16 protein-coding genes, 4 tRNA genes and 1 pseudogene are annotated in these 17,996 nt (G+C 59.9%); 12 read left to right on the top strand and 9 right to left on the bottom strand.

From position 1 onward, the window contains the following. The first annotated feature begins 252 nt into the window (after nt 1–252). The 6 genes from KBA32_RS11990 (at nt 253) to KBA32_RS11965 (ending at nt 7,293) form a co-directional block, all read left to right on the top strand. Complete coding sequence (locus KBA32_RS11990) at nt 253–1,395, top strand: ABC transporter ATP-binding protein (RefSeq protein WP_294359211.1); 1,143 nt, start codon at nt 253–255, stop codon at nt 1,393–1,395. Between the two features lie 11 nt (nt 1,396–1,406). Beyond that, nucleotides 1,407–2,390, top strand: a complete 984-nt coding sequence (locus tag KBA32_RS11985) for a carbohydrate ABC transporter permease (protein WP_294359209.1) — start codon at nt 1,407–1,409, stop codon at nt 2,388–2,390. A gap of 42 nt (nt 2,391–2,432) precedes the next feature. After that, on the top strand, nt 2,433–3,347 hold the full coding sequence (locus tag KBA32_RS11980) for a carbohydrate ABC transporter permease (protein ID WP_294359207.1): 915 nt from the start codon (nt 2,433–2,435) through the stop codon (nt 3,345–3,347). 48 nt (nt 3,348–3,395) lie between these two features. Beyond that, on the top strand, nt 3,396–4,706 hold the full coding sequence (locus tag KBA32_RS11975; protein ID WP_294359204.1) for a sugar ABC transporter substrate-binding protein: 1,311 nt from the start codon (nt 3,396–3,398) through the stop codon (nt 4,704–4,706). Between the two features lie 102 nt (nt 4,707–4,808). Next, on the top strand, nt 4,809–6,221 hold the full coding sequence (locus KBA32_RS11970; protein WP_294359202.1) for an alpha-glucosidase/alpha-galactosidase: 1,413 nt from the start codon (nt 4,809–4,811) through the stop codon (nt 6,219–6,221). A gap of 4 nt (nt 6,222–6,225) precedes the next feature. Further along, on the top strand, nt 6,226–7,293 hold the full coding sequence (locus tag KBA32_RS11965; protein WP_294359201.1) for a LacI family DNA-binding transcriptional regulator: 1,068 nt from the start codon (nt 6,226–6,228) through the stop codon (nt 7,291–7,293). Between the two features lie 183 nt (nt 7,294–7,476). Here the strand turns inward: KBA32_RS11965 and KBA32_RS11960 are convergent, their stop codons facing one another. The 8 genes and pseudogenes from KBA32_RS11960 to uvrC form a co-directional block, all read right to left on the bottom strand. Continuing rightward, entirely contained in the window at nt 7,477–7,725 is a 249-nt protein-coding gene (locus KBA32_RS11960) for a transposase (RefSeq protein ID WP_294359212.1), read from the bottom strand. A 165-nt stretch (nt 7,726–7,890) separates the two neighbouring features. Then, a tRNA-Leu gene (locus KBA32_RS11955) sits at nt 7,891–7,977 on the bottom strand. 76 nt (nt 7,978–8,053) lie between these two features. Continuing rightward, a tRNA-Gly gene (locus tag KBA32_RS11950) sits at nt 8,054–8,129 on the bottom strand. A 7-nt stretch (nt 8,130–8,136) separates the two neighbouring features. Further along, nucleotides 8,137–8,210: transfer RNA gene (locus KBA32_RS11945), tRNA-Cys, on the bottom strand. A 64-nt stretch (nt 8,211–8,274) separates the two neighbouring features. Further along, nucleotides 8,275–8,347: transfer RNA gene (locus KBA32_RS11940), tRNA-Gly, on the bottom strand. 102 nt (nt 8,348–8,449) lie between these two features. Beyond that, nucleotides 8,450–8,572, bottom strand: a pseudogene (locus tag KBA32_RS11935) (IS1595 family transposase); the annotation flags it as partial. Nucleotides 8,573–8,806: 234 nt separating this feature from the next. Further along, entirely contained in the window at nt 8,807–9,385 is a 579-nt protein-coding gene (pgsA, locus tag KBA32_RS11930) for a CDP-diacylglycerol--glycerol-3-phosphate 3-phosphatidyltransferase (RefSeq protein WP_294359199.1), read from the bottom strand. Continuing rightward, nucleotides 9,385–11,217 (bottom strand): excinuclease ABC subunit UvrC, encoded by a 1,833-nt coding sequence (uvrC, locus tag KBA32_RS11925; RefSeq protein WP_294359197.1) that lies wholly within the window; start codon nt 11,215–11,217, stop codon nt 9,385–9,387. The genes pgsA and uvrC overlap by 1 nt, the downstream gene beginning before the upstream one ends. On the opposite strand from uvrC, the gene earP reads away from it, so the two are divergent. Further along, on the top strand, nt 11,216–12,424 hold the full coding sequence (earP, locus tag KBA32_RS11920) for an elongation factor P maturation arginine rhamnosyltransferase EarP (protein WP_294359195.1): 1,209 nt from the start codon (nt 11,216–11,218) through the stop codon (nt 12,422–12,424). The genes uvrC and earP overlap by 2 nt on opposite strands. Nucleotides 12,425–12,464: 40 nt before the next feature. Next, nucleotides 12,465–13,022: an elongation factor P gene (gene efp, locus KBA32_RS11915; protein WP_294359193.1), complete on the top strand. Its 558-nt coding sequence runs from the start codon at nt 12,465–12,467 to the stop codon at nt 13,020–13,022. A 218-nt stretch (nt 13,023–13,240) separates the two neighbouring features. On the opposite strand, the gene KBA32_RS11910 is transcribed toward efp, so the two are convergent. After that, complete coding sequence (locus KBA32_RS11910) at nt 13,241–14,638, bottom strand: inorganic phosphate transporter (RefSeq protein WP_294359191.1); 1,398 nt, start codon at nt 14,636–14,638, stop codon at nt 13,241–13,243. Nucleotides 14,639–14,677: 39 nt separating this feature from the next. Here KBA32_RS11910 and KBA32_RS11905 point away from each other — a divergent pair, with 39 nt between their 5' ends. From KBA32_RS11905 to KBA32_RS11890, 4 genes are all read left to right on the top strand, one after another. After that, the gene (locus KBA32_RS11905) at nt 14,678–14,950 is read left to right on the top strand and encodes a hypothetical protein (protein WP_294359189.1); all 273 of its coding nucleotides are present in this window, start codon (nt 14,678–14,680) and stop codon (nt 14,948–14,950) included. A gap of 81 nt (nt 14,951–15,031) precedes the next feature. Further along, nucleotides 15,032–15,679 carry a tetratricopeptide repeat protein gene (locus KBA32_RS11900; RefSeq protein ID WP_294359187.1) on the top strand — a complete coding sequence of 216 codons (648 nt, stop codon included), beginning with the start codon at nt 15,032–15,034 and terminating at the stop codon, nt 15,677–15,679. A 90-nt stretch (nt 15,680–15,769) separates the two neighbouring features. Next, complete coding sequence (locus tag KBA32_RS11895; protein ID WP_294359186.1) at nt 15,770–16,264, top strand: methylglyoxal synthase; 495 nt, start codon at nt 15,770–15,772, stop codon at nt 16,262–16,264. 183 nt (nt 16,265–16,447) lie between these two features. Continuing rightward, entirely contained in the window at nt 16,448–17,833 is a 1,386-nt protein-coding gene (locus KBA32_RS11890; protein ID WP_294359184.1) for a 3'-5' exonuclease family protein, read from the top strand. The last annotated feature ends 163 nt before the right edge of the window (nt 17,834–17,996 follow it).

The raw sequence follows: 17,996 nt of genomic DNA, 5'->3' as shown, positions 1-17,996 counted from the left end.
ACAAGAGTATCTTATGTTCCATACTAACTCGCGTTAGTAACGCTCACGTTAGTGAATAAGTACAAAACTGCAATCGGAGGGTCCATTGGAAAATCGTGCGTTCCGCGCCGGTGGGATAGGCGCATCTCTACCCAGGCAACTGACAACCGTCCGGCTCGACGCAATTCGCGTTCCCGTCATTGATCGGGCGGCGACGGCAGTCCAGCCAAGTTTTGTCGCATCCAGCGATCTCACAACCGGAGGGCATCAAGCATGACCGCTATTGTTTTCGATCAGGTCTTCAAGTTATACGGCAACAATCCGCCCGTGCTGCGCGACGTCAATCTGGAAATCGCCGACGGCGAGTTCTGCGTGTTCATCGGCCCGTCGGGATGCGGAAAATCCACCCTGCTGCGCATGATTGCCGGCCTCGAGGAAATCAGCCAGGGTGATCTGTTCATCGGCGGCCAGCGCATGAACAACGTCGCGCCGGCGCGACGCGGAATCTCCATGGTCTTCCAGAGCTATGCGCTGTTCCCGCACCTGACCGTGTACGAGAACATGGCCTTCGGTCTGCAACTCGCCAGGCTGCCCAAAGCCGAGATCGACACCAAGGTGCGCGAAGCTGCGCGCGTCCTGCAGCTCGAACCGTATCTCGCGCGCAAGCCGAAAGAGCTCTCGGGTGGGCAACGCCAGCGCGTGGCGATCGGGCGCGCCATCGTGCGATCGCCGAAAGCCTTTCTCTTCGACGAACCGTTATCCAACCTCGACACCGCGTTGCGCGTGCAAACCCGGATCGAGATCGCGCGCCTGCACAAGCGCTTCTCCGAAGCGAGCATGGTCTATGTGACGCACGACCAGGTCGAGGCGATGACGCTGGCCGACAAGATCGTCCTGCTGCATACCGGCGCCGATGTCGCGAAGAAAGGAAGCTTGGCCCACGTCGGCACGCCGATGGAGCTCTTCCACCGGCCGCGCAACCTCTTCACCGCCGGCTTCATCGGCTCGCCGAAAATGAACTTCCTGAAGGCGGAATTCATCAGCGGCGACACCCAGTCGGCAACCGTCCTCGTTCATTACGGCCCGGAACTGCGCGTCGCCGTCGACGGATCGCGGCTCAAGCGCGGCGAACCGGTAACCGTCGGCATCCGGCCCGAGCACGTGGTCGGACCCGACCAGTCGACGCAGCGCATCGCTTGCAACGTCGACATGGTCGAACGACTCGGGACGACGACCTACCTGTACACCCATCTGTGCGATGAATTCGATGGCGTTGCGGACATGGTTGCCGCGGCCCCCGGCGATTCGTACGTGGTTTCCGGCGACCGGGTCGAACTCGGCCTGCCTTCGCACGCAATGCACCTGTTCGACGCCGAGGGTGATGCACTGCCCCGCACCGTCGATCTGCCGGCCTGAGGGAGGTCGCAATGAGCACCAAGCCCAACCTTCATGCAACAGATGTATCCGCAAACCCCGGAAGACGTTCGCTGGCCGGCCGCATCGGCGTCGAGATTGCGGAGTTTCGTCACTCGTTTTCCGACTGCCGGCGCGCCGAAACGCTGACCGGCCTGCTGCTAGTGCTGCCGGCGCTGATCGGTTTCGTCGTCTTCTATGCGATGCCGACGCTGCGGGCCGTCGAGATCAGCTTCACCGACTGGAACCTGCTGAGCGAACCACGCGGCGTCGGCTGGGCCAACTACGCGAAGATGATTCACGACGGCAAGTTCTGGCACGCGATGAAGCTCTCGGCCTACTACGTGCTGCTCAACATCCCGCTACAGACCGTGCTCGGCCTTTTCCTCGCGGTAACGATGGACCGCCTGACGCGGTCCCTGTTCGTCAAGTCGGTCGTCCTGCTGCCCTACCTGCTCTCGAACGTGCTCGTGGCCATGATGTGGGTCTGGCTGCTCAATCCGATGCTCGGTTGGGTCGACTTCGTCATCCAGCAGCTGGGTTTCGCGCGCCAGCCGTTCTTCGCCGGCCCGGATCAGGCGCTGGCCACGGTCGCGGCGGTCAACATCTGGCGCCACATGGGCCTGATCGCAATGCTGTTCCTCGCCGGCCTGCAGAACATCCCGCGCTATCTGTACGAAGCGGCTGCGCTGGAAGGCGCCAGTGAATGGCAGATGTTCCGCCGCATCACGCTGCCGCTGTTGCGACCGGTGATGGTCTTCGTGCTGGTGACCAGCGTCACCGGTTCGTTCCAGATCTTCGACACAGTCGCCGTGGCGACCAACGGCGGCCCGCTCGATTCGACGCGCGTCATCGTCCACTACATCGTGCAGAACGCTTTCGGCTTCTTCCGCATGGGCTACGCCTCGGCGATGTCGGTGGTGCTGGGCCTGGTGATGTTGGCCTACACCATCCTGCAGATGCGCATCATGCGCGCCAACGAAAACGACCTGGCCTAAGCCAACACCGGCCAACACAAGCCAACGTAAAGGAACGATGCCATGAGCCTACCTACCCCTGTTCCCGGCCTGCGCGATGCACGCAACTGGACACCCGGCCGCCTGCTGACCTGGGCCGCGCTGATCTGCATGATCGCGCTGACCCTGCTGCCGATGTGGATGGTGATCAAGACCGCGTTGATCCATCCGGCGGATTTGTTCACCCGATCCACGGATTTCCTGCCGCACGACCCGACGCTCGCCAATTTCGGGCGCGTGCTCGGCATGCTGACGCCGGAAGAGAGTATCGCCATCGGCGGTTCGGGCGCCGAGATCAACATCCTCAACGCCTTCATCCACTCGGTGACATTCACCGCCATCATCGTGCTGGTCCAGACGACGAGCAGCGCGATGGCCGCCTACGCCTTCGCCCGCCTGCGCTTTCCCGGGCGCCAGGTGCTGTTCGGACTGTTCGTCGCGTCGATGATGATTCCAAGCGTCGTCCTCTTCATTCCGAACTTCATCCTGATCAAGGATCTCGGCTGGCTCAACACCATGGCCGGCATGGTCGCGCCGTTCTGCCTGATGTCGGGCTTCTCGGTGTTCTTCCTGCGCCAGTTCTTCCTCTCGATCCCGCGCGACCTGGAAGAGGCCGCCATCATCGATGGCGCGTCGCATCTCCACGTGTTCGTCCGGGTCGTACTGCCGCTCAGCGTCACGCCGATGGCGACCATCGCCACGCTGATCGGCATCAACAGCTGGAACGAGTTCTTCTGGCCATTCATCGTGGCTAAGGAGGAAGGGATGCAGGTGCTGACCGTGGCCCTGCAGTCCTTCCAGTCGCAATCGCCACAAGGCCAGCCGGACTGGACCGGCCTGATGGCGGCAACCACGATCACCTTGCTGCCGACGATTATCCTGCTCGTCTTCCTCGGCCGCCGGGTAGTCGAATCCGTGCAGTTCAGCGGGGGAAAGTAGTCCTTCAAACACCACTTGCACCACCACTTGCCATAACAGGAGAGTCAGATGAAAAAAGCCGTCTTCGTAGCAGGTTCCTTGCTGTTCGCCTTGGGTAGTGCCCATGCCGTTGATATCAAGTACGCACTGTGGGATGCGAATCAGCGTCCGGCTTACCAGCAGTGCGCCACCGACTTCGAAAAGAAGAACCCGTCGATCAAGATCAAGATCAGCCAGATGGGCTGGAACGACTACTGGACGGCGATCACGACCGGTTTCGTCTCAGGTACCGCGCCCGACGTATTCACGAACCACCTGGTGCGCTACCCCGAATTCGCCAAGAACAACCAGCTCGTTGACCTGACGCCCTTCATCCAGCGCGACAAGGTCGCCACCGACATCTACACCGGCGACCTGTACAAGATCTGGGGCCGCGACGGCAAGCAGTTCGGGCTGCCCAAGGATTGGGACACGATCAGCCTGATCGTCAATCTCGACATGGCCAAGAAGGCCGGCGTCTCCGAAGCCGATCTCGCCAACGCGACCTGGAATCCAAAAGACGGCGGCACCTTCGGCGAAATCGTCGCCAAGCTGACGGTTGACGAAGCGGGCAACAACGCGCTGAGCCCGAAATTCGACAAGTCCAAGGTCAAGACCTACGGCTACCAGGTCGCCGGCGACGGCGGCATGATGGGCCAGACCGAGTGGAGCCATTTTGCGGTCTCCAACGGCTTCAAGTTCCAGGACAAGCCGTGGGATCCCAAGTTCTACTACGACGATCCGAAACTGGCCGAAACCATTTCCTGGGTCACCGGGCTGATCAACAAGGGCGTCTCCGCTTCTCTGGCCGACGTCGGTACCGGTCGCCTGGGTTCATCGGACGGCATGTTCGTCGCCGGCAAGGTCGCCATGCTCCCGCAAGGCTCCTGGATGATTACGCACTTCGCCGCCAACGCCAAGTTCCCCTACGCCTGGGTACCGATGCCCAAGGGTCCAAAAGGAACCCGCGCCAGCATGCTGAACGGGCTTGCCGATTCCATCTGGGTCGGCTCGAAGAACAAGGAAGAGGCATGGAAGTGGGTCAAGTATCTCGGTTCGCCCGACTGCCAGAACGTCGTCGCCAGCTATGGCGTCGTCTTCCCCGCGGTCAAGGGACTGGCCGAGAAGGCGATCGAGGTGCAGAAGGGCAAGGGCGTGAATTCGTCGGCCTTCCTTGACATGGCGAACTCCACCACCTTCCCCGCGCCGATCGCCGACAACGGTTCTCAGGTCAATGAAATCATGGTCAGCGCCCTGCAAAGCGTAATGATGGGCAACGCGGAAGCCGCCCCCACGCTCAAGGAAGCCACCGCCAAGATCAATGCCTTGGTCACGCAATGATCCGTCGATGATTCACCGCTCTTTCACGCATTGACGTTCCATCACGGTTCGGCGACTTCATCGCCGGACCGTCCCTATCACCGATTTTGCAGGACTGTACCCATGCCCAATCACCCATTGAAAATCACCCTGATCGGCGCCGGCAGTGCCGTGTTTACCCGCAATCTGCTGGGCGACATTCTTTCCTATCCCGAACTCGCCAACTGCGAAATCGCGCTGCACGACATCGATGAAAAGCGGCTGGAACTGGCCGAAATGGTTGCACGCCGCATCGCCGCAACCGTCGGCGCCGCACCAAAGATCACCGCCAGTATCGACCGCAAACGTGCCCTCGAAGGCGCGCGCTACGTGATCAACACGATCCAGGTCGGCGGCTACCGGCCGGCGACCGTAACCGATTTCGAGATTCCGAAGAAATTCGGCCTTGAGCAGACCATCGCCGACACGCTGGGGATCGGCGGCATCATGCGCGCGCTGCGCACCATCCCGGTCATGCTGGACATGGTGCGCGACATGGAGACGCACGCCCCCGGCGCCCTGCATCTGAACTACGTCAACCCGATGGCGATGATCACCTGGGCGCTCAACCAGAGCAGCCGGTCGATCCAGACGGTCGGCCTGTGCCACAGCGTGCAGCACACCGCCAACGAGCTTGCGGCCGACCTCGGCATTCGCTCGGAAGAGATCGACTATTTCTGCGCCGGCATCAACCACATGTCGTTCTACCTGCGCTTCGACCACCAGGGCGAATCGCTCTATCCGAAGCTCTCGCAGATCATCGCCGATGGCCGCGTTCCGGACTGGAACCGCGTGCGCTACGAAATGTTCCGCCACCTCGGTTACTTCCCCACCGAATCGAGCGAGCACCTCGCCGAGTACGTCCCGTGGTTCATCAAGGCCGGCCGCGAAGACCTGCTCACCAAGTTCAACATCCCGCTCGACGAGTATCCGGGGCGTTGCGAGATCTTCGAGAAGGCCTGGCCGTATATCGAGCGCGAGCTGCGCAATCCCGGCTCGCAGGACTCATCGGCGCTGCTCGCCGAGCTCGAGCAGGCCAGGATCAAGGTCATGCCGCGCTCCATCGAGCACACGCCGCCGATGATCGACGGCTTGCGCACCTTCGAACGTTCCGTCGAATACGGCTCGGCCATCATCCACTCGATCGAGACCGGCACGCCGCGCGTCATCAACGGCAACGTGCTCAACCACCACCTGATCGACAACCTGCCGCAAGGCTGCGCCGTCGAAGTCCCCTGCCTCGTCGACCACAACGGCGTGCAACCGACGCGTGTCGGCAAGCTGCCGCCGCAGCTCGCCGCGCTGATGCGAACCAACGTCAACGTACAGGAACTCGTCGTCGAAGCCATCCTGCAGCGCAAGCGGGAGCACGTGTATCATGCCGCCATGCTCGACCCGCACACGGCGTCCATGCTCGATATCGAGCAGATCCACGCCATGGTCGATGCCCTGCTGACCGCCCACAAACCCTTCCTGCCAGACTACCTGCAACTCTGAAACCATGCCCCCACCCCGTCGCGCCACGCCAACCAGCAGCGAAGTCGCCAAGCGCGCCGGGGTGTCCCGCACCACGGTCAGCTTCGTCCTCAACGACGTGCGTTCGATGGGGATCAGCGAGGAGACGCGCCAGAAGGTACTGCAGGCTGCGAACGAACTGGGCTATGAACCCAACGCTGCCGCCCGTATCCTGGCGGGCGGCAGCACGGGAACGATCGCGGTGGTGATCCCGCGCTCGGACCACCTGCACGTCGACGCCTACCTGCCGCGCCTGCTCAGCATCATCAACGACTGTTGCCACATCCACGGCTACAAGGTCTTGCTCGAGGCGGCAGACGATCAGTTCAAGGATCCCGGCGCTTTCATGAACCTGGTCAAGGGCAAGCGCATCGACGGCATCATCGTCGTCAACATGCGGTCGGTCGAATACGAGTATGTAAGAAAACTTGCCAAACAGGGCTTTCCGGTCGTCGTCGCCGGCAACGGGCGCGATTCCTTCTACAGCCGCAACACGTCCGAGGACGACACGATCACCTCAAGACGGGTGACCCGGCACCTGATCGACCTCGGACATCGCCGCATTGCGCATCTCGCGTTCGCGTCGAAAGAGTTCGAAGCCGTCACCCTGCGCCATGCCGGCTACCGGAAAACGCTGGAAGAGGCGGGCATCGAGCCCGACCCTAACCTGGTCGCCTACGCCGACATCAGCGCGCGTAGCGGCTATGACGCGATGAAACGGCTTCTCGAGCGCGAGCGGGACTTCACCGCCCTGTTTGCCAGCAACGACACGGTCGCGTTCGGCGCCATGAAAGCGCTCAAGGAAGCCGGGTATCGCATTCCGCAGGACGTTGCCGTCGCCGGCTACGACGACATCCCGCTCGCCGAGTTCGCCTCACCGCCGCTGACCACCCTGCGTATCGATCCGGACACACAAGCACGTGAGGGCGTCGCCATGCTGCTCGCGCAAATGAACGGTGAGACCTATCACCGGCTTGAAGTCCCTTACGACACCAGCCTGATCATCCGCGAGTCCTGCGGGTTCAGCCGCGCCAATGCGTTTGCAACCGACTGAGGCGATGACAGCCGCCGGTAGATCGCCAAGGAACCGCTGAACGAATAGCGAGTTTTCAATCGCATGCGTCGCTTGCTCATTTTTTGGGCGACGCTTGAACCCGGAACGCGTCATTTCGACACTTTCTGCCCGAATTCCTGCGTTTCCGTCCATCGCCGGGGCGCAGTGGGCGGACTCTACCCCTCAGGCGGCCATCAGCCGCCCACGTAGCAGATACAGATCCGCCAAGCCCACCAGCATGTTCACCTGCGCCTTGTCCTTCGCCAGCCCTCGGTAGCGGGTCTTGGTGAAACCAAACTGTCGCTTGATCACCCAAAACACATGTTCAACTCGCGCTCGGATCGAGGATTGCTTTCGGTTGCGCTTACGCTGACTCGATGAGAGGTCATGACCAGGCTCGCGTTTGTCCTGCACGCACCAGCGGAACCCCAGCGCCCTTTAGCCGCGTTTGTATTCATCACTGGTGTAATCCGGCATCGGCAAAGAAGACTTGATCTTCATGTCTCAGCAATTTTGGCAAGAGGGTGATGTCGGCTTCGTTGGTGGGTGTGACTTCAACGCTGTGCACCGCACCCGAAGGAGGAAGCGTCTCTTCGCTGGTGCCCGGAACCGGAATCGAACCGGTACGACCGTGAGGTCGAGAGATTTTAAGTCTCTTGTGTCTACCTATTTCACCATCCGGGCTGAGGGTCGCGATTATACCTTCACGGCCATCAAACGAAAAAAAGGGAAAGCGCAAAAACGCTTTCCCTTTTTTTCCTGGAGCGGGAGAAGAGTCTCGAACTCTCGACCTATACCTTGGCAAGGTATCGCTCTACCAACTGAGCTACTCCCGCGAGAAACTGGAGGCGCGAGCCGGAGTCGAACCGACCTACACGGATTTGCAATCCGGTGCATAACCGCTTTGCTATCGCGCCGCGCCTACCTCACGATAGGTACTGCATGAGCCACTACGAAGCCTGAAGCTCCGGAATTATTTTGAGCGGGAGAAGAGTCTCGAACTCTCGACCTATACCTTGGCAAGGTATCGCTCTACCAACTGAGCTACTCCCGCGTGAAGCGAGTGCGCATTATAAAGGCTAAAAAATACCTGTCAACGCAAAAACAGAAATTTGCGGATGTTTACTTTTTGCTCTGTTCGCGAAGCCCGTAGGTTTTAACCCACGGCATGCCTGAGAAATATTTCTGGCGTAAATTTTCTGGTACAGCGCTCGATCAAGCGGCGCCATCCCGGGTAGTTGGGAAGGTAGTGGGTGGCGACACCGTTGGAATCCCGGACTCGCGGCCCCAGCGCTGCACATGGACCGCCTGACAATGCGGACAGGCCAAGCCTCGTGGGCACGTCGATTGATCCAGTCTCGGGCATCTTCGCTAGCATCTCCGCCAGACAGTCGTCCCTTCAACTGCTCAAGCTGCCGCTGCCACCCTCGGAATAATTTCGCGCCCAGGATCCGCTCCCGTTGGCCTTTCTCTCTTCACTATCGAAAAACCTACGGGTTTCGCGAACAGAGCCTTACTTTTCCTTCTTCTGTTCCTCGAGATGCGGCCACGCCATGCGCATGTAGTAGCCCATCGACCAGAGTGTGAGCACAGACGCAACGTAGATGAGCCACGTTCCGACCGTCTGCACGTCGAGTCCGTTAATCGGGTTGTGGTACAGCAGCATCGGAATGGAGACCATCTGCGCTGCAGTCTTGGTCTTGCCGACCATCGAGACCGCAACGCTCTTGTGCGCGCCAATTTGCGCCATCCATTCGCGCAATGCCGAGATCGTGATTTCACGACCGATGATGATGGCGGCGAAGATGGCGTCGAGGCGCCCCAGTTGAACGAGCATGATCAACGCGGCGGCAACGACCAACTTGTCTGCCACCGGGTCCAGAAACGCGCCAAAAGCCGAGGTCTCGTTCCAGCGCCTTGCCAGGTAGCCATCCAGCCAGTCGGTAACGCTGGCGACAACAAACACGAGCATCGCGGCGAGGTCGCGACCGACATCCGCCACCCACGAATCGGGAACGTAGTAGATGGCGATCAGCAAGGGAATCAGGATGATTCGGAGCCAGGTCAGGAGAATCGGGATGTTGAAGGGCATCAATGTAGCGCCGAGTAAATTGTCTCTGCCAAATCCCGGCTGATTCCGGGAACGGCTGTCAGTTGGTCCACGCCTGCATTGGTGATTCCCTGCAAGCCGCCAAAGTGCGAAATCAGTGCCTTGCGCCGCTTCGGTCCGATGCCCGCAATCTCTTCCAGTCGGGAAACCCGGCGTGTCTTGCTGCGTTGCGCACGATGCCCCGAAACGGCGAAACGGTGGGCTTCATCACGAATTTCCTGGATCAGATGGAGCGCCGGATGTTCTGTCGGCAATTGTACCGGTTCGCGACCATCGGCGAAAACCAGCGTTTCGAGACCCGGTTTGCGCCCTTCGCCCTTGGCGACACCGAGCATCGGCAGGTGCGACAGGCCCAGTTCTTCGAGCGCCGAGGCGGCCATGCCGACCTGCCCTTTCCCGCCGTCGATCAAGACAAGACTCGGCGCAACGCTCTCGCCGCTCGCCACCTTTTCGTAACGACGAAATACGGCTTGGCGGATCGCCGCGTAGTCGTCACCGGCTTGAATATCCTTGATGTTGAATCGGCGATATTCGGACTTCTGCATCCCGTTGCCTTGATAGACGACGCAGGAGGCGACGGTCGATTCGCCTTGCGTATGGCTGATGTCGAAGCATTCGATACGCGCCTCGCCTGTGTCATCGGTGTCCAAGCTGACGACTTCGCGCAAGGCATCAAGACGAGCCGATTGCCTGGACAGCGTCGCCCGCCTTGCCAGAATCGCCAGCCTGGCATTCTGTTCGGCCATTTCCACCCAGACTTTCTGCATCGTCAGCCGCGGCTCGACGATCGGCACGGGACGGCCGGCAAGTTCACCGAGTGTGCTGGCGACCTCGGTGTCGCTCACGTTCAGGTTGACGTAGATGCGCATCGGGATGGGATGCGAAAGGTAGTGCTGATACAGGAAGGCGGCGAGTACTTCGGGCGGCGAACTACCTCCGGCATTGGTCGGAAACTGCGGCTTATCTCCCAGATGCCTGCCACCGCGCACCATCGCAAGATTGACGCAGAGAATTCCGTCTTCGGCGACCACGGTAACGACGTCGACGTCTTCGCCCTTTCCGCTTTCGACGTACTGCTTGTCCTGCACCTGACGCAAGGCGCGGATCTGGTCACGATAGAGCGCGGCCTGTTCGAAGGCGAGTTCGTTTGCTGCGCGATCCATCGCATCGCTGAGTCGTCCGATAACCTCCTGGTGCTTGCCCAGCAGGAAGAGCGACGCAAGCTGGACGTCCCGCGCGTAGTCTTCGCGCTCGATCAGGTCAACGCACGGCCCCGAGCAGCGCTTGATCTGGTACAGCAAACACGGTCGCGACCGGTTGTTGAATACCGAATCCTCACAGGTACGCAGACGGAACATGCGCTGCAGAAGCGTGATGCTGGCGCGGACTGCGGTTGATGACGGGAAGGGGCCGAAGTAATCGGACTTTCGATCGGTGCTGCCACGGAAAAAACCGAGCCGGGGGAATTCGTCGTGCGTAATGACGATGTAGGGGTAGGACTTGTCGTCACGAAACAGGATGTTGTAGCGCGGTGCGAGGCTCTTGATCAGATTGTTCTCGAGCAGCAGCGCTTCGGCTTCCGAACGCGTGACGGTCGTTTCCACCTTGGCGATCTGGGCGACCATCAAGGCAATGCGCGGACTCGGGTGGTTGTCGCGGAAGTACGACGACACGCGCTTCTTCAGGTTCTTTGCTTTGCCAACGTAGAGGACCTTGCCTTCGGCGTCGAGCATCCGGTAGACGCCAGGCAAATCGGTCAAGGTTGCCAACAATTCCTTGGCATCGAATACGGGGGGAGTTTGCTTCTCGTCCATGAGTTGGAGCGGTTACGATGTCATCTTTGATGTTATCACGCCCGTCCATCGCACCATGTCTGCCCCCCGCCAACTCTCGAACTGGGACGTCTTCTGCAACGTCATCGACAACTACGGCGACATCGGCGTCTGCTGGCGCCTGGCGCGTCAACTTGCGGCTGAACACGGTTTCCATGTTCGCCTGTGGGTTGACGATCTGAATGCGTTCCGGCGCATCTGTCCCGAGGTCGATCCGACCCTGCCGCTGCAAACGGTACTGGAGGTCGAGGTTCGGCATTGGGACGCCGACTTTCTTTCGTCATCCCTCGGCGATGTCGTGATCGAGACCTTCGCCTGCCAGCTTCCAGAACGATTTGTCGAAGCCATGACACGATGCGAGCCACCGCCGGTGTGGATCAACCTCGACTATCTCAGCGCCGAAGCGTGGGTATCCGGTTGCCACGGACTGCCCTCACCCCACCCGCAGTATCCGCTGACCAAGCACTTCTTCTTTCCGGGCTTCGATGCAGGCACCGGCGGCTTGCTGCGGGAACACGATCTCGACCAGCGGCGCGACGAATTCGAGGCCTCGGTGGAGCAGCGAAGCGCGTTTTGGCGCCTGATCGGGCAGACGCCGCCGGCCGGTGAGTTGCTGCTCGTCTCGCTGTTTGCCTACGACAATCCGAATCTTTCCGCACTGCTCAAAATCTGGGCTGATGGCGAGTCGCCGATTTGCTGCTTGCTGCCGGCGACGCGATCGGTGCCTGCGATCGAGGCGTTTGTCGGCCATCCGCTGTTGCCGGGCGAGGTTGTTCACCGTGGCAGGCTCGAGCTCCGAATCCTGCCGTTTGTAGCGCAACCCGACTACGACCTTCTGCTGTGGGTGTGCGATATCAACTTCGTTCGCGGCGAGGACTCGTTTGTTCGCGCTCAGTGGGCGGCGCGACCGCTCATATGGCAGATTTATCCTCAAGACGAAGGGACTCACCTCGTCAAACTGAACGCTTTCCTGGATCGCTACTGCGCTGAACTGGCCGACGCCGATGCAGGAGCTGTTCGCGAGCTCTTCATCGCGTGGAATGATGGGAGGCTCACGAGGGAGATCTGGACCGACTGGTTTGCGGCGCTTCCGGCACTTCGACGCCACGCGACTGAATGGGAAAAACATCTTCGAAAACAGGAAGATTTGTGTTCTTCCTTGGTGCGTTTTTGCCGTTCCAAGTTATAATGCGCGGCTAATTTTTCCCCCGATATCACCGGAACGAACTATGAAAACCGCACAAGAACTCCGCGCTGGCAACGTCTTCATGGTCGGCAACGACCCGATGGTTGTCCTCAAGGCCGAATACAGCAAGTCCGGCCGCAACGCCTCGGTCGTCAAAATGAAGATGAAGAACCTGCTGACCGGTTCGCCGTCCGAAACCGTCTATCGCGCCGACGACAAATTCGACACCATTCAACTCGACCGCAAGGAAGTGACCTACTCGTACTTTGCCGATCCGATGTACGTCTTCATGGACGGCGAGTACAACCAGTACGAAATCGAAGGTGAGTGCATGGAAGACGCGCTGCACTACCTCGAAGACGGCATGCCGTGTGAAGTCGTCTTCTACGAAGGCAAGGCGCTCTCGGTCGAACTGCCGACAGTTCTCGTCCGCGAAGTCATCTACACCGAGCCCGCCGTCAAGGGCGATACGTCGGGCAAGGTTATGAAGCCGGCGCGCTTGTCGACCGGTTTCGAGCTGCCGGTTCCTGCATTTGTCGAAATCGGCGACAAAATCGAAATCGACACCCGTACCGACGAGTACCGCGCCCGCGTCAAGTAAGTCGTTCGCAAGCGAAACAACAAAAGGCAGCTCTTGCTGCCTTTTGTTTTATGTCGCCCTTGAAACCGGCTGATCGCGCGCTGCGCCGTTGTCGTTATCGACGATGAAGGCTTATCCCCGACGGTGAGTCACACTCAGCCGTCGGTTCGTCCAAACAGCGGTGGATCCTGAATAAGATCCTCTTCGATGCTCCCTGTCGTGGGCACGACAACCGGGAATCAGGCGTTAACCATCCCAAAAATCATGTAGTAAACCAAGGCAGCCAGGACGCCGGAGATCGGTACGGTAATGATCCACGCAGCCGCGATTCTCAACAAGGCCGAGCGCTTGACGAGTTCGTGGCGATAGACCTGCCTGATTTTTTTTCGCTCGATCTTGCTCAGCTCCGCGGTCGCGCCATGCGCCTTCAACTGCTGCAACATCAGTCGTTTCTCTTCAATCGACGCTTTGCCAAAGCGATCGAGAAACGCCTCGACGACCTTCTTGTCAGCGCCCGCGTGATGCTGCTTGATCTCCTCGATCATCTGCGAATAGCTCGTTTTGATGAACTCGCGCAGGAAGCCGACGCCAAACACGCCGCCAACCGCAATGTGCGTTGAGCTGACCGGCAAGCCAAGCTGCGACGCAATGATGACCGTCAGCGCCGCGGACATGGCGATACAGAAGGCGCGCATCTGGTCGAGCTCGGTAATTTCACTGCCGACGGTGCGGATCAGCTTCGGCCCGTAAAGCAACAGGCCAATGGCAATGCCGGTCGCACCGACGAGCATCACCCACAGCGGGATCGAGGCTTTGTCCGCAATCGCGCCGCCAGAATGCTTCGCAGCGTCCACAATTGCTGCCAGCGGACCAACCGCGTTCGCCACGTCGTTGGCGCCATGGGCAAAGCTCAGCAACGCCGCCGCGCAAATCAGCGGAATCGTAAACAGCGTGTTGATACTGGCTTTGCTGTTCTCCAGTATTTCAAACTTGCTCGTGATCGAGCGCCGAACCAACCAGTACGTTGCAACGCCGAGCGCGATGCCGGTGCCGAAGGCCGACACGACCCCGACTTCCCAGACCTTGTTCAGCCCCTTCAGGATCAGATACGTCGAGAACGCAAAGGCCATCAAACCGATGAGGATCGGCACCATGCGCTGCGCGGCCGCGACCATGTCTTCCTGATAGGTAATTGAGCGCTTGATCCAGTAAAGAAATCCGGCGGCGACAACGCCGCCCATAACGGGAGAAATCACCCAACTGGCAATGATCCCGCTCAGTGTTGCCCAATTGGCCGCCTCGGCACCGCCCGCGGCGATACCGGCACCGAGCACGGCGCCAATGATCGAGTGCGTTGTGGACACTGGTGCACCCGATGCCGTGGCCACGTTGAGCCAGATCGCGCCGGCCAGCAAAGCGGCCGTCATTACCCAGATGAAGCGTTCGGTGTCGGCTATCGCCGCCGGGTCGATGATCCCTTTTTGAACCGTCGCCACGACATCGCCGCCGGCGACCAATGCGCCCCCCATCTCGAAGATCGCGGCAATGATGATCGCGCCGGTCATCGAAATCGCGCGTGAGCCTACCGCAGGCCCGACATTGTTGGCGACATCGTTGGCGCCGATGTTCATCGCCATGTAGCCGCCGATCATTGCTGCCACGACCAGCATGATGCCGTGCGGGCCACTCGCTTCATCCAGGAGGCTGGAGAACAACATGACGCAGACAACGAAAATAAGACCGACGCCCAAACGCGACGACTCTCGGCGCCCGCGCTTGGTCGCCTTCTCCAGTTCATTGATATCCCTGAATTCCATATTTTTCTAACGCCCCATCATCACAACAGTAATCTCATCATCAGGCACGGCCACTACGGCTGCTCGATCATCGATTGGCGATCGGAGGCAGAAACAAAAGGCCGTATTCTGACATTTGTTGTGTTTCTGTGACGGACTTTTTGCCGCGAAGCAGCACAACAGAGCGTTACAACGCGTCACACAAGGGGAAACACCACGTCCTGTTTTTCGCCGATGATCGAAGCCATTGAAAAAGTGTTGTCACGTTTACGGACTAACATTCTGTCGCTCGACAGTCGATCCAACGGAGTTTCAGCCATGATCAGTACTCTTGTTGAAATGCTTGGCCAGTTCTACGCCAATAACGACCTGGTGAATGTCGAAATCTTCGCGCGCAACATCCACGCGGCCGTTCCGTGCGATCAGGTCTCTCTGCTTTTCCTCGGACTCGCGTACTACAAGACCGGTCGGTCGAACGAGGCGCTCAATACGTTCGACAAGGTAAGTGCAACGACGCGCGCGAAGGCCGAACATTCGCTGAAGAACGACGAACCCGGCCTGCCCAGCGGGGACTCCGCGGCGATTGCCTGCTACGAAGAGGCCACGCGGCGCAGCCCCTTGCTTGCGCGCCTTTGGTACGACCTCGGTGCGGCACTGCTGGAATTGCGTAAATTCGATCTGGCCATCCCGGCCTTTCGCAGTTCGCTGAAGGCGCAACCGACGGACGCCGCCTATCGCGGGCTCGGGTGGGTCTATCGTCAGCGGCGTGATTTCTCCGCGGCGCGTGAATGCTTTACATGGGTTCGAAAGCTCCGTGGGCGCCTTGCGGCAAGCGCCTGCTCGAAGCACATCACACCAGCGCCGACCGCCGCCTTTTCTTGAACATTCGCGTCGTTGGCATCCGCGCCCTTGAGTCGCCGGTATCAACGATCGGTCACCCCAAGACGGTGACTTGCAGCAAAGGAGATCTGCATGGCCAACGAACCGCATCCCCTCCCCCCGAAGAAGCGCATCGCGCTCGTCGCCCACGACAACAAGAAGCAGGATTTGCTTGAATGGGCTCGCTTCAACCGCGGCTCACTCATCAAACACGACCTGTGCGCCACGGGTACGACCGGCACCCTGCTCGAAAAGGCGCTCGACGTCGACATTCTCAAGCTGCAAAGCGGGCCGCTTGGCGGCGACCAGCAGATCGGCGCCAAGATCGCCGAAGGCGTAATCGACTTCATCATCTTCTTCTGGGATCCGCTCGAGCCGCAGCCGCACGATCCGGACGTCAAGGCCCTGTTGCGCCTGGCCGTTGTCTGGAACGTGCCGGTCGCCTGCAATCGGGCTACTGCCGACTTCATGATTTCGTCGCCGCTGATGTCTTCCGCCTACGAGCGCACGCTGCCCGACTTCGAAGTCCATCGGAATCGCTTTGAAGCACCGTCGGAGTCGCTGGCGGAACCCGAGTCCACGAACTAAGCGGTAGCGCCGGGCTAAACGAAGTTACAGGGGGGGATGGAGACCCCTTGTGCCTGTTCGCGTACGCTCGCGCTATCCGTTTTCTCGATGCATCGTGAGACAATGCGCCCTCGTTCGCGGCCAAGCGGGCCGTCTAATCCCCCAGGATGTACGCGCGATACCTCCCGTTTGCTCAGGTAATCAATGAACCCAACTGCAGGCCACGAACCCCTCGTTTTCATCGATCTGGAGACGACCGGAGCAAACTTTGCCAACGATCGCATCATCGAGATCGGCTTCGTCGAGGTCGATAATGAAGGCGCGCGCGAGTGGAGCTCGCTGATCAATCCCGATGCTTCGATCTCGCCATTCATCACCGGATTGACCGGAATCGATACAACGATGGTGTCATCGGCACCACGCTTCTCCGAAGTTGCTGCATTCGTGCTTGAAAAGCTGCGCGGTAAGCTCTTCATCGCCCACAACGCGCGATTTGACTACACCTTCCTAAAGCGCGAGTTCCAGCGTCTTGGTGTCGGTTTCAGGGCCAGCAATCTGTGCACCGTGAAGCTGTCGCGCAAGCTGTTTCCGGAGCACCACCGCCACAGCCTGGATGCCCTCGTTGGCCGCTATGGGATCGTCGTCGGCAATCGGCACCGTGCGCTTGCCGATGCCAAGGTGCTTCGGGATCTCTGGCAGCACTGGCAACAACTCGTCCCGCCCGAGCGATTCGGGCAAACGGTCGATGCCATCGTCGGCAGGCCTGAACTTCCGCCGCAGCTCGACGCCTCGATCATCGACGATTTGCCCGAAGCACCCGGTGCCTACGCGCTCTACGATGAGGGGGAGCGTCTCCTGCTCGTCAAGCGCAGCTCGAACATCCGCCAACAGGTTCTCGCACATTTCGCTCCGGCCAACAAGGATACGGCGCTGGCGCGCAATACCTGGCGGATCGAATGGAAGGAAAGCGCAGGCGAACTTGGCGCACGCCTGAGCGAACATCGTCTGAGTGCCGAAGGCCGGAAGGCTGCCGCTGAGCTTTGTTCGTGGCAACTCGTCAAGCACGCCGAAGGCGATTTTCGCCCGCAACTGGCGTTCGCCCGCGATACCGACTTTGCCAGCGCAAACGATCTGTTCGGCCTCTACGCGAACCGGCGCGAAGCGACCACCGCCCTGCGCAAACTCGTTGAAGCACAAAAGCTATGCCATCACCACACCGGCCTGGGTACAAGCAAGTCCGGCGAAGCATGTGTCGGTTACAAGCAGCGAACCTGCAAGGGAACGTGCGTCGGCAAGGAATCGCCGTCGCTGCACAGCGCGCGCCTGATGGCCGCACTGGCCAAGTTCAAGCTAAGTCCGTGGCCGTATTCGGGGCCGGTCGCCCTGGTTGAGCGCGACGAATTCGGCATGCGCGAAGACTTTCACTTGGTTGACCAGTGGCGCTATCTCGGTAGCGCTCACAATGATCGGCAGATCGAAGAAATCCTGGAGGACCGTGTCGATTCGGCGTTCGACGCGGATATCTACCGAATCGTCAACAAATTCCTGAAAGCCGGGAAGATCCGGGTCTTGCCACTAACGCGGGCGTGACGTTTTATCCCAATGCGCGATAGAAATGGTAATAGTAAGGCCATGATTTTGAGGGGGTAGAAGTCATGGCGCGAAAGGCAAGCGGAGCAGATCAAGTAGCGTCGGCGCGTGAGTTGTTGCGCACGGCGAAGACGGCGGATGAATTGAGAACGGCGCAAGCGGT

The sequence above is a fragment of the Propionivibrio sp. genome (assembly GCF_017995515.1).
Lineage (GTDB): Bacteria > Pseudomonadota > Gammaproteobacteria > Burkholderiales > Rhodocyclaceae > Propionivibrio.
This window is presented reverse-complemented; position numbering and strand designations above follow the sequence as displayed.

Coding starts and splice junctions, on each gene's coding strand:
- KBA32_RS11965 (WP_294359201.1), top strand. CDS start 6,226: ATGCCCCCACCCCGTCGCGCCACGCCAACCAGCAGCGAAGTCGCCAAG.
- pgsA (WP_294359199.1), bottom strand. CDS start 9,385: ATGCCCTTCAACATCCCGATTCTCCTGACCTGGCTCCGAATCATCCTG.
- earP (WP_294359195.1), top strand. CDS start 11,216: ATGAGTTGGAGCGGTTACGATGTCATCTTTGATGTTATCACGCCCGTC.
- KBA32_RS11990 (WP_294359211.1), top strand. CDS start 253: ATGACCGCTATTGTTTTCGATCAGGTCTTCAAGTTATACGGCAACAAT.
- efp (WP_294359193.1), top strand. CDS start 12,465: ATGAAAACCGCACAAGAACTCCGCGCTGGCAACGTCTTCATGGTCGGC.
- KBA32_RS11975 (WP_294359204.1), top strand. CDS start 3,396: ATGAAAAAAGCCGTCTTCGTAGCAGGTTCCTTGCTGTTCGCCTTGGGT.
- KBA32_RS11970 (WP_294359202.1), top strand. CDS start 4,809: ATGCCCAATCACCCATTGAAAATCACCCTGATCGGCGCCGGCAGTGCC.
- KBA32_RS11890 (WP_294359184.1), top strand. CDS start 16,448: ATGAACCCAACTGCAGGCCACGAACCCCTCGTTTTCATCGATCTGGAG.
- KBA32_RS11895 (WP_294359186.1), top strand. CDS start 15,770: ATGGCCAACGAACCGCATCCCCTCCCCCCGAAGAAGCGCATCGCGCTC.
- KBA32_RS11985 (WP_294359209.1), top strand. CDS start 1,407: ATGAGCACCAAGCCCAACCTTCATGCAACAGATGTATCCGCAAACCCC.
- uvrC (WP_294359197.1), bottom strand. CDS start 11,217: ATGGACGAGAAGCAAACTCCCCCCGTATTCGATGCCAAGGAATTGTTG.
- KBA32_RS11900 (WP_294359187.1), top strand. CDS start 15,032: ATGATCGAAGCCATTGAAAAAGTGTTGTCACGTTTACGGACTAACATT.
- KBA32_RS11980 (WP_294359207.1), top strand. CDS start 2,433: ATGAGCCTACCTACCCCTGTTCCCGGCCTGCGCGATGCACGCAACTGG.
- KBA32_RS11910 (WP_294359191.1), bottom strand. CDS start 14,638: ATGGCGATGAACATCGGCGCCAACGATGTCGCCAACAATGTCGGGCCT.